Here is a 16,141-nt window from a genome sequence, read left to right as displayed (position 1 = left end):
GACTAGCAATTGCTGCTCTAGGGTTATACGGAAATAAAAAAAGAAAAAATAAATAAGATTATAAATTAATAAGGAATCTTTAAAATTACATTAAAGATTCCTTGTTTAGATTTGTTTAGACAGGGCATGCATTGTGCGACGAGAGGGATAAAATAAATCAATTTTCCTTTACTCTATTGAAATTATTGATTTTATAATAAAAATTGGGAGAGTAAGAAATATTTATAAAAACTACTTTTTTAGTGCATAATGAATGATGAAAAAATAAAAGATAGGTTTTATACTATTATGGAATATAAAGCTTTTTTATATAAATATTCAAGGGAAAAATTTATGTGATAAGATTGTTACTTTAAGTAGGCAATACATAAAAGCAACATAAGACATATGGCTTATTTAGTCTTATCTTTTAGTGCAAAAAATAATATGTTATGTGTAGAGGAGGATAAAATTATGAAATTTGTAAGAAAAATTACAAAATATCTTGTTTGTATAGCTATGATAATTCCTTTAATATCAACGAGTAATGTCTTAGCTAGTGAATCAGGATATATTTATGCTAGTGATTTACAGTGGCAGTCGGTTAAAGTCGGATACAGTACTGCACAAAAGGATAAAGGATTGGAAAATTTACCATTACGTTTGCGGACAGAAAAAAATGGAAGTCCTGTGACATATGATAAGGGTATTTGTGCACATGCAGTTTCAAAAATTGTATATGATATTGAAGGCAAAGGATTTGAAAGATTTCAATCTTATATAGGGGTTAATTATTCTAAAACACAAGGAAGCTGTGGATTTGTTATTAGTGCAGATGGTAAACAACTTTATAATTATGATGTGTTGAAAGAAAGTGATAAACAAGTTTTTATAGATGTTGAAATTCCTGAGGGGACAAAAGAATTTGTTTTAGAAACTACAGATGGTGGCGATGGTATCACTGCTGATCATAGTATATGGGCAGATGCTAAGTTTGTTGTAAATTATGAGATTCAAATGCAATTAGCAAAAATAGATACATTTGCTAGCAGTACTTTATTAGAAACTGGAGATACTGCTAAATTATCAAGTTTTGCTTATTTAGGTGATGGAACTTTAATTGATGATGGGGTATTTCAATATGTAAGCAGTGATGAAAGTATTGTAAGTGTTGATGAAAATGGAATGATTCAAGCTCATAAAAATGGTATTGCTCAAATTACGACAATTTGTACATATGAAAATATTACTAAAAATAGTACTATTAATATTTTTGTAGGTGATGGTAATCAAGATTCTTCATGGCAATGTGTTTCACAAGATAATCGAATCAAAACTTTATTTTCATTAATTGATGGGACTATTCATTATGCAGTTACAAAAGATGGTAATAGTGTTATTGAAGATTCTAAATTAAATTTACAAACTGATTTACAAGATTTTTCTAATGGATTAACTTTTGTAGGGAGAAAAGATGAAGTTGTTAGTGATTCTTATACATTGTATGGAGCAAAAAAATCTTTGATAAATGCAAGTGGTAATGAAATGATATTATCATTTACAAAAGATAATATTATTTTTAAAGTTATTGTACGTGTGTATAATGATGGAATTGCATTTCAATATGCAATAGAGGGAACTGATGGTCAGGCACTTAAAATTAAAAGTGAGTATTCTCAATTTCAATTACCTCAAAATTCGATTGCTCAAGCGATGAATTATATTAATCAGCATGAAGCAGTAGCTTATGAAAAGCAGCTATCAGAATTGACAGATCAATATTGTATGCCATTATTGTATCAAACTCCTTCTGGTGATTATGCTTTAATTAGTGAAGCAGGATTAAATCCTGAATATTGCGGAGCAATGCTTAAAGGTAATGGAAAAGGAATGTTGGAAGCAGTATTTACGCCTGAACAAACAAGTGACGTAGAAACATCATTACCATTTAGTTCTCCATGGCGTTTTGTTGTTATAGGAGATACGGCAGCAATTAATGAAAATACTATGGCAGAAACATTAAGTCCAGATTTAGCTATTGATGCATCATGGATTGAACCTGGGGTAACTGCATGGACATGGTTAAATCGTGAAAGTACAAGTGATTTTGAAACATATAAACGATATGTAGACTTTGCGGCTGAAATGAATTGGCAATATGTTTTACTTGATGAGGGATGGCAGCCAAAGGCAGCTTCTGGAAGTGGAAAAGTTTATGATGGTTATTATGATTGGACATATGACTTAATAGATTATGCAAATAGCAAAGAAATTGGTTTATTAGTTTGGGCAAATAATGCAGATTTAAATACTGCTGCTAAACGAGAAGTTATTAAAGAATGGGCAGAAATGGGATTTAAAGGAGTTAAACCTGATTTCTTTAATTCACAATCGCAGTCAACAATGAAATTTTTTGATGAACTTGCTAAAATAACTGCTGAAAATCATATGTTGTTGAATATTCATGGTTCTAATAAGACAACTGGGGAAAGAAGAACTTATCCTAATCTTTTAACACGAGAAGGAGTATTTGGAGCAGAACAAGATTTATTTTTACCTAGTGAAGTTAGTGCTAGACATAATTGTATGTTACCATTTACTAGAAATGCGGTAGGACCAGCAGATTATACACCAATGTTATCTTATCGCAATTCAGGAAGTCGAAGAAGTTTTACAGTAACTCAGCAGGCTGCTTTAGCAACAGTTTATGAAAGTGGTATTCAATGTTTTGCTGATAGACCAGAAGTTTATCGAGCTTCTCCAGCATATTTTTATTTTAAAAATTTCCCAACTTCATTTGATGAAAGTCATCTATTAGATGGTCTGCCAGGTGAATATGTAAATATTGTTCGTAGACATAATGATGACTGGTTTGCAGGAATTATTGTAAATGGTGCAAGAAGTATTGACTATAGTTTTGATTTTTTAGGTGAAGGAACTTATTATGCGAGTATCTATACAGATGGTTCTAATCCAGAGGATATGGTTGCTACATATAAAGAAGTTACCAAAAATGATGTAATGCATTTTGATATTCCAGCTACTGGTGGCGTTTGTATGAAAATTATGAAAGATAAACCATCTGAACCAGAATCAATTTCTATTGATCAAACAGAAGTTACTTTAGAACAATATAGTAACGTTCAATTAAATACAACTATTTACCCACAAAATGTAGATTTTAATAATGTTACATGGAGCAGTGAAAATCCAGAAATAGCTACTGTAACTGATGGTAAAGTTGTTGCTTTAAACCCAGGAACAACAACTATCTATGCTTCAACTGGATTTGGTAATACGATGAAAGCTAGCTGCCAAGTAAATGTTAAAATGCCAAAATATTCGTTAACAAATGAATGGACAATAAATAATCCAGATTATGAAAAAATCAGTATTCAAAATGAAAATAAAATGACTGTTGTTACTCAACCAGGAGAATTTTATACAGATAGTTCGAGTGCAAAAAATGTTGTATTACATTCAATTGATAAGAACGATTTTGAAATCAGTACAAAACTAGATTTTAAACCTGAAGGAAATTATCAATCAGCAGGATTATTAGTTTATGCAAATGATAAATGTTTATTTGGATTACTACGTCGCTCTCATTCAAGTTTCGGAGGACCTATTTTATCAATAATTGGGTTAAATGGAAAAAGCTTTTATGAAAAAACAGCAGCAGATGTCAATCCGGATCAAATTATTTATTTAAAAATTCAAAAAATAGGTAATCAATTTTATTCATATTATAGTTATGATAATGTAAACTTTACAAGATTTAATGACGTTTATACAAATGATACTCTTGCAAATAGTGAGCTAAAAGGTGGATTATATGCTGTAAACGGTAATAATAAACAAGGAGCTATACCAGCAACATTTGAAGATTTTGCAATTGATAGTCAAGTTATTCCATTTGCAACAAAGAATGTGGATATAAGTATACTTGAAAAAGTTATAGCTGAAGCAGAAACTTTAAAAGAAATTGATTATACAGTAGCAAGCTGGAAAGAATTTAAAAATGCTTTAGATAATGCTAAAGATGTTTTAAATAAAACAGATGTAACACAAGAAGAAGTAGATAGTGCAGTAACTGCATTACAAAATGCTAAAGAAGCTTTAGTTGAAGTTGTTATTAAAACAAATAAAACAGCATTGGCTATTGCAATCGAAATGGCAGAAAGTGCAAGCTTAGAAAATGTTATACCTGTTGTAGTAAAAGAATTCAACGTGGCATTAGCTAATGCAAAAGAAGTATATGAAAATGTTAATGTTACACAAGTTGATGTAGATAATGCATTTACTAGATTAGCAAATGCAATGCATATGTTAGAATTCTTTAAAGGAAACAAAGAATTATTACAAAAGCAAGTAAATCAAATTAATGATTTAATAGAAGAACAATATATTCCATCTACATGGAGTGCAATGTTACCATCATTACAAAAAGCTAATGAAGTATTAGGTAATGAAAATGCAATGCAGGAAGAAGTAGATGAAGTATATAATGAATTAGTTAGAGCTTTCTTGAATTTAAGATTAAAACCAAGTAAAGATTTATTACAAGATTTAATCAACAAAGCAAATGGATTAAATAGTGCAAACTACAGTGCTAACACATGGGCAGTAGTAGCAAATGAAGTATCAAATGCAAAGGCAGTATTAGAGAATCCAGAGGCAAGTGAAACTGAAGTAAAAGCTGCTGAAGCAGCATTAACAAAAGCATTAGCAGGATTAGAAGCTAATCCAGTAAAACCAGATGATACAACAGTAAGTGTAGAAACTGGAGATACTACAAAGATGATGTATCCATTACTTGGTTTAGCTATTGCATCATTAGGATTCTATGGGAATAAAAAAAGAAAGAAAAAATAAGATCATATATCAAGAGAAGGATTTATAAATTATCAAGAAATTTTTAAAATTATATCAAAGATTCTTCGTTTAGATTAGGACTGTATTTTCATGGTCCTTTTCTTATATAAAAATAATATTAAAAAACTAGTTTAGGTAATTGGTTTTTTATAAGGAATATAGGGAAAAGTATTGACTTAAATCCTTATCCGTTTTATCATTTAAATGATAATAAATTCGATTATCTAGGAGGAGTAATTAACTGAGTTTTATTTAAGAGACTTGATGGCTGGTGAGAATCAAGATAAAACAGTTAATGAATGGACCTGGTTAGAAGCAAAATGAACCTTTAGGAAGTAGTGGCGCCGTGATTTTCGCGTTAAGAAAAACAGACATGATGGTGTCTTACAAGGTGGCAAATCGGTTTTTATCCTTGAGGATAAAAGCCTTTTTTATTAGAAAAGGAGTAAAGAAATGAAAAATATTATTTTAACAGGAGATCGTCCTACTGGTAGATTACATTTAGGACATTATGTTGGTTCTCTTAGAAGAAGAGTAGAATTACAAAACTCAGGTAAGTTTGATGAAATTTATATTATGATTGCTGATTCTCAAGCTCTTACTGATAATGCGGATAATCCCGAAAAAGTACGTCGTAATATTTTAGAGGTAGCGTTGGATTATATGTCTGTGGGTTTAGATCCCGAAAAAACTACAATGTTTATTCAATCACAAATTCCAGCTTTATTTGAGTTTACAGCTTATTATATGAATTTAGTAACAGTATCAAGATTGCAACGTAATCCAACAATTAAAGAAGAAATTAAACAGAGAGGTTTTGAAACTAGTATTCCTGTAGGTTTTTTAAATTATCCAGTTTCTCAAGCAGCTGATATTACAGCATTTGATGCAACATGTGTACCAGTTGGTGAAGATCAAATGCCATTAATTGAACAAACTAAAGAAATAGTACATAGTTTTAATCGTATTTATGGAGAGGTATTAGTTGATCCTAAAATTATGCTAGCAGAAAATGAAGTATGTCAAAGGTTACCAGGAACAGATGGGAAAGCTAAAATGTCTAAATCAATTGGTAATTGTATTTATCTAGCTGATACTAGTGAAGAAGTTCGTAAGAAAGTAATGAGCATGTATACTGATCCTAACCATTTAAAAGTATCGGATCCTGGGACTGTTGAGGGTAATACGGTTTTTACTTATTTAGATTGTTTTTGTAAAGATGAATATTTTGAAAAATATCTTCCTGAATATAAGAATCTTGATGAGTTAAAGGAACATTATCGCCAAGGTGGTTTAGGTGATGTGAAAATTAAGAAGTTTTTGTTTAATGTGTTAGAGGAAATTTTAAATCCAATTAGAGTTAAACGTGCTAAATTAGAAGAAAATATTTCATATGTTATGAAGGTCTTAGAGGATGGATGTGCAAAGGCTAATTTAAAAGCTAATGCAACATTAACAAGGGCTAAGGATGCAATGAAAATAAATTATTTTGAAAATCAAGATAGTATTACAGAATATTTTAAATAAAAGCCTATTTAGGCTTTTTTATTATTTATAAGAATGATAAAATACAATCATATTATGTAGAATAGAGGAAATATAATGAATTTTTTTATTTTAATTATGTTATTTTTATGCTTAATAGGATTATTAGATAAAGCATTAAATAATCGTTTAGGTTTAGTAGAATCCTTTGATAAAGGAATTAATTCAATGGGTAGTATTACCATGAGTATGATTGGATTTTATTGTATTGCAATAACTTTAATTCAAAATAATGTAGATGTAATTAAATCAGTTAGTAATAATTCATCACTTGATCCATCTATTATTATTGGTAGTATCTTAGCACCAGATATGGGAGGCTTTTCTATTATATCAGGGTTAAATAATAATTCTTTTTTAATCTTTTCAGGTTTGATTTTAACATCAACGCTTGGACAAACGATTAGTTTCCAATTACCAATTTTTTTAGCATCATTAAATAAGAAAGATTTAAATCCTTTTATAAATGGATTGATATATGGGATTTTAAGTTTGCCAATAATTTTAATAGTAGTTGCCTGGTATTTACAGTTACCAAATTTATTAATTAATTTATTACCAATTTTACTTTTGTGTCTAGTATTAATTATTGCATTATATTTTTCATATGAAAAAACATTATTTGTTTTAACATTATTTGGTTATGTTATTAGAATAATAAGTATTGGATTATTTGCACTAGTTATCTTACAATTATTTTTTGATACTCTACCATTTACCACTAATGCATTAATTAGTGAAGCATTAGTAATTGTTTTGAGAATGTGTATAGTAGTATGTGGTTCAATGATATTAAGTGATCTTATCATTAAACGTTTTTCAAGAATTGTTTTTATAATTGGACAGAAATTAGGGATAAATAGTACTAGTGTTGTAGGCTTGTTATTGAGTCTAGGTACTAGTATTGCAATGATTCCTATGTTTAGTCAAATGGATCGCAAAGGCAAAATGATGAATGCAGCATTTAGTGTTAGTGGAGCTTATGTATTAGGAGGACAATTAGGATTTATCTCTAGTGTAGCTGATAGTCATGGAATCATGATTTACATGTTAACTAAAATTAGTGCGGGTATTTTAGCGATAGTTTTTGTGATGCTGTTTTATAAAAATGAACAGGCATAATTAAAATAAAGCACTCAATGATGTATTTAAGATATTTTCTTGTTATAATATTTTTATAAAAAGGAGAACTTTATGGAAGGGTATCAGTTAAAAGTTTTTGTCCAGGGAAGTACTCAGCCGATTTGGAGAGTAATTAAAGTTCCAGCAAAAATGACATTTATGGATCTGCATTTAATTATCCAGGAGATATTTGGGTTAAATAATGAAGATACGTTTTATTTTGAGTTATATGAAATAGGAATATCAGTAATAAATTTAGGTGATAGAACAAAAATAAATTCAGAGTTAAAATCTGTTTTTAGTAATGAAAAAGTTTGTGATTATTTTTATGAGGGTATGATCTGTGATTATTTTTATAATATAGATGATAGATGGGAGTTTAAAATTATTGTTGAAAATACATTAGATGATTATGTTTTAATTCCTGAAGTATGTGATTATTTTGGTAATAATTTGTTAGAAGAGTGTGGGGGAATTAAGGAATATGAAAAAATTATTAATGAAGTTGATAGTGAACAAATAAGTTTTGATTTTAATTATGTTAATGAATGTCTAAGAGGTTTTGAAGTTGAACAGGTTATTAATGATGATTTGATTAAAGAAGATTTTATTTTAGTTTTAAATAAATTAAAAGATGTAATAAAAAAAAGAAACATAGAATCATATCAGGTAATCAAATTAAATGGTACGATAACAGTATATTGGGTAATTATTAAAACAATTGAAGGATATGTTGTGGAAATATTTGAAAATTATGATGATTTATTACGAGGTTTTTATAATTTGCGAAGTGAATCTATAAATCATGCATTTTGTTATTGTTATACATTTTTGTTATCTAATAGTGCTATGGATTTGGAAGAAACTTTAGACGAGGAACAAACAATTGGTGCCTTTTTTAATGAACCAGGATATTTATCTAGCTTGATTAGTCTTGATGATGGGATTTTATTATTGAATTGGTTAGAAGAGTTATTGATAGGTTTAACATATGATACTAATACAAGTGAACTAGATGAAATTATTGATATAGATGTGAAAGATAGAAAATTTAAAAATAGTTCAATTTATGTTCATGAACCAGAAATAGATATTACTGAATTTGATATTGGATATTGTGATAAAATCAAATTAAAGTCATCGTTGGAATTATTTGATCGTGTGTGTGTTGATGTGATTTGTTTACCAACACCTGATACATATATAACAAATGAGTTACAGATGTATGCAATCGTTGCAACAGAAGAAGATTATTTACTTAAGGAAATTATTTTTCCAGATAAGATATTTATGTCAGAAGCACTGATTGATGTTATGTCGGATTTTTTTAGAGAGAATGGTATTCCTAGACATATAGTTATAAATAATTTAAATATCTTATTTTTGGTTTTTAACTTTTTAAAAGAAAATGAAATTGGTTATGTTGAGGATGATACAGATTTTGAAATTGATTTAGCGATAGCAGATGCTTTTGGTTTTGATAGTGAAATGATAGATAATCCGTTTTTACAAGAGTTAATTGAGGAGTTAGATGGTAAAAATGAAGAGGAGATAGAAGTTAAATTAGATGAACTTTTAGCACAAAATGAATTATTAAATTAGATAGATAATGGTATTGTCAATTAGATGATACCTTTTATTACATAGATACTTAGTTTGACGAATAAAGAAACTCAATATATACTAAAAATAGTAAAATTATTTGATAAGGATGATATAATATGAAACTTACAGAGTTATTATGTTTAGAAAGAATTGATTTAAATGCAAATGTTATAAATAGAAACGAGGTTATTAATTATTTAGTTGAATTAATGGTAGTAAATGATAATAATATTGACAAAAATGTTTATAATCAAGAAATACTAAAATACGAAATTCAAAATATTAATGAAATAGACACTGGAATAGCTATATTATATGCGAAGACAGAAGCTGTTAATAAACCAGGAATATCAGCTATAGTTGTAAAGGATGGAATTGATTATGATTCTTTAGATGGACATTTGACAAGACTTTTTTTCATGATTGTTGAGCCTAAAGAAGGTGAGGAGCTTTATTTAGATGTAATACAACAAATATCACAGATGTTAATGGATCATGATTTTAAAGAACAGCTGATTAATGCTGATAATTCAAAAGAGTTTCTTTCATTAATTGCTGCTAAGGAATCAGAGGCGGAAATAATAAACGATAATTATGAAATTTTAGCAGTAACTGCTTGTCCATTAGGAATCACTCAAACATATATGGCGGCTATGAGCTTAGAAAAAAAGGCTGAAGAAATGGAGATTCCATTTAAAGTTGAAATCAATGATGCTATGGGGTCTAAAAATATTCTTACAAAAACAGAAATAGAAAATGCAAAGTGTATTATTGTTGCAAGTGATAAACAAATAGATATGACCAGATTTGTTGGTAAACCAGTGATTATAGCTAAAACTGCTGATGGGATTAATAATGCTGAAATATTATTAAAAAAAGCTGTAAATAATGAAACAGAAATATATAACTTTCAAGATGAAACGAAAAATAAGGTTGATAAAAATCTTGCTATTTTAAAAACATTATATACACAATTAATTAAAGGAATTAATAAAATTTTACCTATATTAATAGGAGCAGGGGCATTAATTTCAATTGCTACACTGACAGTATCTTATAATTTATTTAATATAGGTTCATTAGTAGATAATGTTTGGGTGGCTAATAGCTATGTTTTTGGCAATGCTGTTCAAGGGATGATTGTGGCACTATTAGCAGGATTTATTGGACAAGGGATAGCATCACAGATTGGATTTGCATCTGGGTTCAGTTGTGGGGTTGCAACACAGTTAAATACGACTTATTTAAACGATCCAAATAATCCAGGAGTATTAGGCGGAATTATTGCCGGTTTTATAGGGGGATACATGGTTATAGCTTTACAGAGGTTGTGTAAAAATATGCCTAAACAATTTGATAATGTTAAATCAATGACGATTTATCCGATTTTTTCAATTATGATAGGGGGATTAATTACATATTTAATTAGCCCTTATATAGGAAATTTTAATCATGTTATAGCAGTTTTTATTACTGAGATGAATCTACTTTTAAAATTGATGTTAGGTATTATTATTGGAACGATGATGGCTATAGATATGGGAGGGCCAGTTAGTAAAATTGCATATATATTTGGAATTAGTCAAATATTAGAGGGTAATTTTGATGTTATGGCTGCAGTTATGGCTGGAGGAATGGTTCCTCCATTAGCCATAGCTTTTGCTACTTCATTTTTTGAACATAAATTTACGAATCAGGAAATAAAGATGGGTCAAGATAATTTTTTAAAAGGACTTTTATTTATTCCAGATGGAACTATTCCGTTTGTTCATAAAAATCCTCAATTAGTTACAGTTATTTGTATTATTGCATCATCAATTGCTAGTGGTCTTGTAATGATTTATAATTGTGGAATAGGAATACCTCATGGTGGTATTTTTGTCTTACCATTAATGGTTCATCCGTTGCGTTTTCTTGTGGCATTATTAGCAGGAAGTATTTGTGGTGGTGCAATCTATGGTTTATGGAAGGAAAATAGTTAAGGATATTTTATATGATCAGTTGATTGTCGGTGTTATAAATATGTAAGGTTAAAGATCAAAAATTTATTAACTTTATATATAGGGGAAATTAATCCTAGATAATACATTAATTTATCAAAGAATAATTTTGAAATTGTTCATATTTAATTCATAGAGTGGTGATAGGATAATACTGTCGAAAGACAACCATAATAATATGTAAAATATATTGATCCCCTCATATATGTTTTACAACTCAATTGATGGATGATTCCCTCTCCCATAAATTTCATCCATCATTAGAAGCCTCCCCTGGCTTCTTTTTTTGTTAATAAAACAATATTTTTAATTTTATTTATATAATAATGAATTAAAAAAGATAAATTAGTTAATAAAAAGTGAAAACAATGTAAGCGCTTTTGTGTTATGGTTAATATAAAGTGAGAAGTAACAAAATATTACAAATATTTTGTTACTTCTTTAATGGAAGGAGGTGTTTTGTTAAAGGGGATGACGAAACATTAATAGGGACAATAATTAAAGGAGAAAAAGGATAATGAAAAAAGTTTTAAAAAAGGGAAGTTTATTACTTATAGTATTATCATTATTTTTTGCTTCAGCAAACTTCAAAACTTTTGCATTAGATGATAATGATAAATTGCTATATGTAGATTTTAATGAAAATGTTGAAGATAAGTCAGGTAGTGGCAATAATGGTATTATTCAAGGGAATCCTGAATATGTAGATGGTGTAAAAGGTAAAGCATTACATATTGTTAATAGCAATGGTAGTACTAGTGAAGTTGCAAAGCAATATGTTGATTTTGGAAATAAAATAAAGTTTATAGATCAGAATTTTGCTATTTCATTTTGGTATAAAAGTGATAATGGTGTAAGTGCTGGTGGGGCATTAATTTCTAATAAAAATTTTGATTCTGGAAATAACCCAGGTTTTAATATTGGAGATTTTAATACAGGATTAAGAGTTAATTTTACAGCTCAAGGAAGTAATCGCAGTGATGTATATAATTTTGCACCAATTGATGGTGTTTGGCATCATGTTGCAGTTAATTTTGATCGTAGTGGAACAATTGATACATATTTAGATAATGAATTTGTTAAATCTACAGATATTTCAACTGATATTAATAAATCAATTGATGTTGCTAATTTTGTAGTAGGGGCAGATGGATATTTTAAAAACGGATTAAATGATGCTTATATTGATGAATTAAAAGTATATTCTCGTTTAATGAGTGAAGAAGAAATTGCAACTGATTATAATCTTAATGAAGATGAAGTTTTGCATTTAACATTTAATGAAGAAAATGCTAATGATGTTAGTGGTAAGAATAATCATGGAGAAGCTAATAATATTGAGTATGTTGAAGGTATAGATGGAAAAGCAGCTCATATAGTGAATAAAAATGGAAGTTCAGATGCTAAAGTAAGTTCATTTATTAATTTGGGTAATAGAATTGCATTAACCACAGAAGATTTTACAATCAGTTTTTGGTATAAAACTAATGTGGGAAATGAAGATGGCGGAACTATTATATCTAATAAAGATTATGGTAGTGGTTATAACGATGGATTTGCAATTGGAAGTTTTACTAATGAAATAAGAGCAAATTTTGCATTAGATCGTAGTCGTAAAGATATTAAATTTACAGCTATAGATAATTCATGGCATCATAATGTTGTTACTTTTGATCGTGATGGTATGATGACCACTTATACAGATAGTAAAAAAACAGGGGAAGCAGATATATCTTCTTTTGTAGATAAAAATATTGATTTAGGTGATATTATTATTGGTGCAGATAGAAATAAATGTTATGGTCTACTTGATAGTTATATTGATGAAATGAGAATATTTAAGTCTGTAAAATCTGATCAAGAAATAGAAAAACTTTATAATGAATATAAAGAACCAGATGTTAAACCAGTTGGAGATACTCTTTTAGAGGTTTCTTTTGATGGAAATGTTGAAGATTTAAGCGGTAATAAAAATCATGGTGCTAATGTTGGGAATGTAAATTATGTTGATGGTGTAAAAGGGCAAGCTGCACATATTATTAATTCAAATGGAAGTACGAGTGCTAAAGCTGAACAATATATTGATTTTGGAAATAAAGTAAAATTAACAGATAAAGATTTTGCATTATCATTTTGGTATAAGAGCGATAATGGTGTAAGTGCTGGTGGAGCAATGATATCTAATAAAGATTTTAATTCTGGTGCTAACCCTGGTTTCAATATTGGTAATTTTAATACAGGATTAAGAGTTAATTTTGCTGTTCCTGGAAATAGTCGTAGAGATGTGTACAACTTCGCGCCAATTGATGGAATTTGGCATTATGTAGTTGTAAATTTTGATCGTGATGGTTATATCGAGACATTTGTTGATAATACAGCTGCTGGTAAAACAGATATTTCAGGTGATATTGGTAAATCTATTGATGTAGGTAATTTTGTAGTTGGTGCAGATGGATATTTTAAAAACGGATTAGATGATGCTTATATTGATGAGCTAAAAGTATTTTCAAGATTAATGAATAAAGATGAAATTAAAAATGAATTTGATACAACATATTTACAGTATATTGTAAATGATGCAGATAAATTTTATCAAGAAGCAATTAAAAATGTTAAATATGATCAAAATAAGTTAGCAGATTTAAATCTTGCAATATCAGCTGGAAAAACAGCCATAGAAGCTAACGATTATAGTAATATTGATACATTAGTAAATAATATCAAAACTAAGTTAGAAGCAGTTAAAGATGGTGTTGAAGGTGTTATTGATGGACAGGTTTTATATCTAAGTTTTGATGATGAAAATGTAAATGATGAATCAGGACGTGAAAATCATGGAACTAGCGTTGGTAACGTTAGTTACGATCAAGGGGTAATTGGTAAGGCACTACATATTCAAAATGATAACGGTAGTACAATGGAAAAAGCAAAGCAGTATGTAAATTTTGGTCAGCCTGAAGATTTGAAATTCACGACAGAAGATTTTGCATTATCATTTTGGTATAAAACAGTAGATGGTGGGGGAAAAGAGGCTGCAATAATCTCTAATAAAGACTGGTCTACTGGCGGTAATATTGGAATGAATATTGGAAACTTTGGCGATAGCATTCGAGTTAATTATACTGGTGAGGGATGTGGTCGAGATGATATTTATGGATTAAGTGCTAATGATGATAATTGGCATTATATCGTTGTAAACTTTGATCGTGATAATGTAATTAGTGCTTATGTTGATGGTAATTTAGAAAAAACTACTGATATTAAAGATACATTTGGTAAAACCATTGATGCCACAGATTTTGTGATCGGTGCAGATGGTAATAAAACACAAGGGCTAAATGATGGATATATCGATGAAGTAAGAGTAATGAAAAGACTGATTACGACTACAGAAATTGAGGATAATTATCTGCCATATCGTCTTGAAATGAAGATCAATGATTATACTGATGTCTTAAATAGAGCTAAAGAAGAAGGTTATGATGAAACAAAAATAACTGAATTTGAAAAGGTTTTAGCTGAAGTTAATCAGGATAAAGTAAATGCTGATGCAGATACAATGCGTAAATTAATAAAAAAATTAACTAATGCATTTGATCGTTTTCAAATTTCAGAAACACCATTAATGAGTTTCCAGGTTCTTTCAGATGTTCATATTGATGGAACTGACAAAGATAATAAATCACAACAAGATTTAATTGATGCTTTAGAAGATATTTCAGTTTTAGATCCAACAAGTTCAGCAATTATGTTCCCAGGTGATTTTACTGATAGTGGTTCAGAAGGTCAATATAAAGCATTTTATGATATTATAGGTAAATATAATTTTACTAACAGTATTGTTGCTTTAGGAAACCATGATGTTCGATGGCTATGTTCAGGTGATGATCGTAATGAACCTGCACCAAATGTACCAACATGTAAATATGGAACTTCACCATTTAGTGAAAGATATTTACAATATAATAAACCTTATATGAATGGTGTGGAAGATAAATTATATTTTGATTCATGGATCAATGATTATCATTTTATTACTCTTAATACAGAGAGCGATTTAAAGGATAATGCTTATTTATCAAATGAACAATTAAATTGGTTAAAAGAAGTAATTAAAGAAAAAGCAAGTAAAGATAAACCAATTTTTATTCAAATTCATCAAACATTTGCAGGAACGGCTGATCATGAATCTTTAGATTTAATTGGTGAACAAGAAGAAGCATTGAAAGAAATTTTAAAAGATTATCCACAATCAGTAATTTTCACAGGTCATGTTCATAATGGGATAAACTTAGCTAAAGTACATCAAACTGAATATGGTAGTGTAGTTGATGTACCAGCTTTTAAATATCAATCTTATGGTGATCCAAGAGCTCAAATTGGTTATCAAATAAATGTATTTGAAGACAGAGTTGAAATTAGACCGAGAGATTATAAAAATGATATTTGGCTTGATGATTATAAAACAGATATTCCTCTAGCAAAAAAGGAAACTGATTTTAGTAAATTACAAGAAGCTATTAATGAGGCAAATATTATTCTTGATAGTACAGATATCTATACTAAAGATTCTTTGGCTTTGTATGCTTTAGAAGTTAATCAAGCAAATGAAGTTTTAAATAATCCTAATGCAACTCAAGAAGAAATTGATTTAGCAGTAGAAAAACTAAAAGAAGCATATGATATTTTAGTATTTATAACAAATAAAACAGCATTATCAATTGCAATTGACATGGCTAAAGAAGTAACTCAAGAACAATTAGATAATGTTGTACCAGTAGTAGTTAGCGAATTTAGAGCAGCATTAGAAAATGCTCAAACTGTATATGATAATGCAAAAGCAAGTCAAGAAGAAGTAAATAATGCATTTGATCGTTTAGCTAAAGTAATGCAGATGTTAGAATTCTATAAAGGTGATAAGATTGCATTACAAGAAATGATGGATAAGATTGCTAACTTAACAGCAAGTGATTATACAGAATCAACATGGAATGCGCTTCAAGCAGTATTACCAG

Annotated in this window: 6 protein-coding genes; all 6 read left to right on the top strand. The window is 28.9% G+C overall.

The window, feature by feature from the left end; all coding sequences use genetic code 11:
- Positions 1–453: 453 nt before the first annotated feature.
- A complete protein-coding gene (locus ACLR9T_RS12100; RefSeq protein ID WP_413109776.1) occupies positions 454–4,854 on the top strand; it encodes a glycoside hydrolase family 97 catalytic domain-containing protein in 4,401 nt (1,466 codons plus the stop codon).
- 453 nt (positions 4,855–5,307) lie between these two features.
- Positions 5,308–6,381 carry a tryptophan--tRNA ligase gene (trpS, locus tag ACLR9T_RS12095; protein WP_413109775.1) on the top strand — a complete coding sequence of 358 codons (1,074 nt, stop codon included), beginning with the start codon at positions 5,308–5,310 and terminating at the stop codon, positions 6,379–6,381.
- A gap of 75 nt (positions 6,382–6,456) precedes the next feature.
- Positions 6,457–7,521, top strand: coding sequence for an ethanolamine utilization protein EutH (eutH, locus tag ACLR9T_RS12090; protein WP_413109774.1), 1,065 nt, complete (start codon positions 6,457–6,459; stop codon positions 7,519–7,521).
- 72 nt (positions 7,522–7,593) lie between these two features.
- Positions 7,594–9,123, top strand: a complete 1,530-nt coding sequence (locus tag ACLR9T_RS12085) for an IS1096 element passenger TnpR family protein (RefSeq protein ID WP_413109773.1) — start codon at positions 7,594–7,596, stop codon at positions 9,121–9,123.
- Between the two features lie 119 nt (positions 9,124–9,242).
- The gene (locus tag ACLR9T_RS12080; RefSeq protein ID WP_413109772.1) at positions 9,243–11,108 is read left to right on the top strand and encodes a fructose-specific PTS transporter subunit EIIC; all 1,866 of its coding nucleotides are present in this window, start codon (positions 9,243–9,245) and stop codon (positions 11,106–11,108) included.
- Between the two features lie 535 nt (positions 11,109–11,643).
- A partial coding sequence (locus ACLR9T_RS12075) for a LamG-like jellyroll fold domain-containing protein (RefSeq protein WP_413109771.1) occupies positions 11,644–16,141 on the top strand: 4,498 nt, incomplete at its 3' end.

It is taken from the genome of Thomasclavelia sp. (assembly GCF_047249845.1).
Taxonomy (GTDB): domain Bacteria; phylum Bacillota_I; class Bacilli_A; order Erysipelotrichales; family Coprobacillaceae; genus Thomasclavelia.
This window is presented reverse-complemented; position numbering and strand designations above follow the sequence as displayed.

Bases quoted from the DNA above. Each gene is read 5' to 3' on its own strand.
- ACLR9T_RS12100 (WP_413109776.1), top strand. From the start codon at position 454: ATGAAATTTGTAAGAAAAATTACAAAATATCTTGTTTGTATAGCTATG.
- trpS (WP_413109775.1), top strand. From the start codon at position 5,308: ATGAAAAATATTATTTTAACAGGAGATCGTCCTACTGGTAGATTACAT.
- eutH (WP_413109774.1), top strand. From the start codon at position 6,457: ATGAATTTTTTTATTTTAATTATGTTATTTTTATGCTTAATAGGATTA.
- ACLR9T_RS12085 (WP_413109773.1), top strand. From the start codon at position 7,594: ATGGAAGGGTATCAGTTAAAAGTTTTTGTCCAGGGAAGTACTCAGCCG.
- ACLR9T_RS12080 (WP_413109772.1), top strand. From the start codon at position 9,243: ATGAAACTTACAGAGTTATTATGTTTAGAAAGAATTGATTTAAATGCA.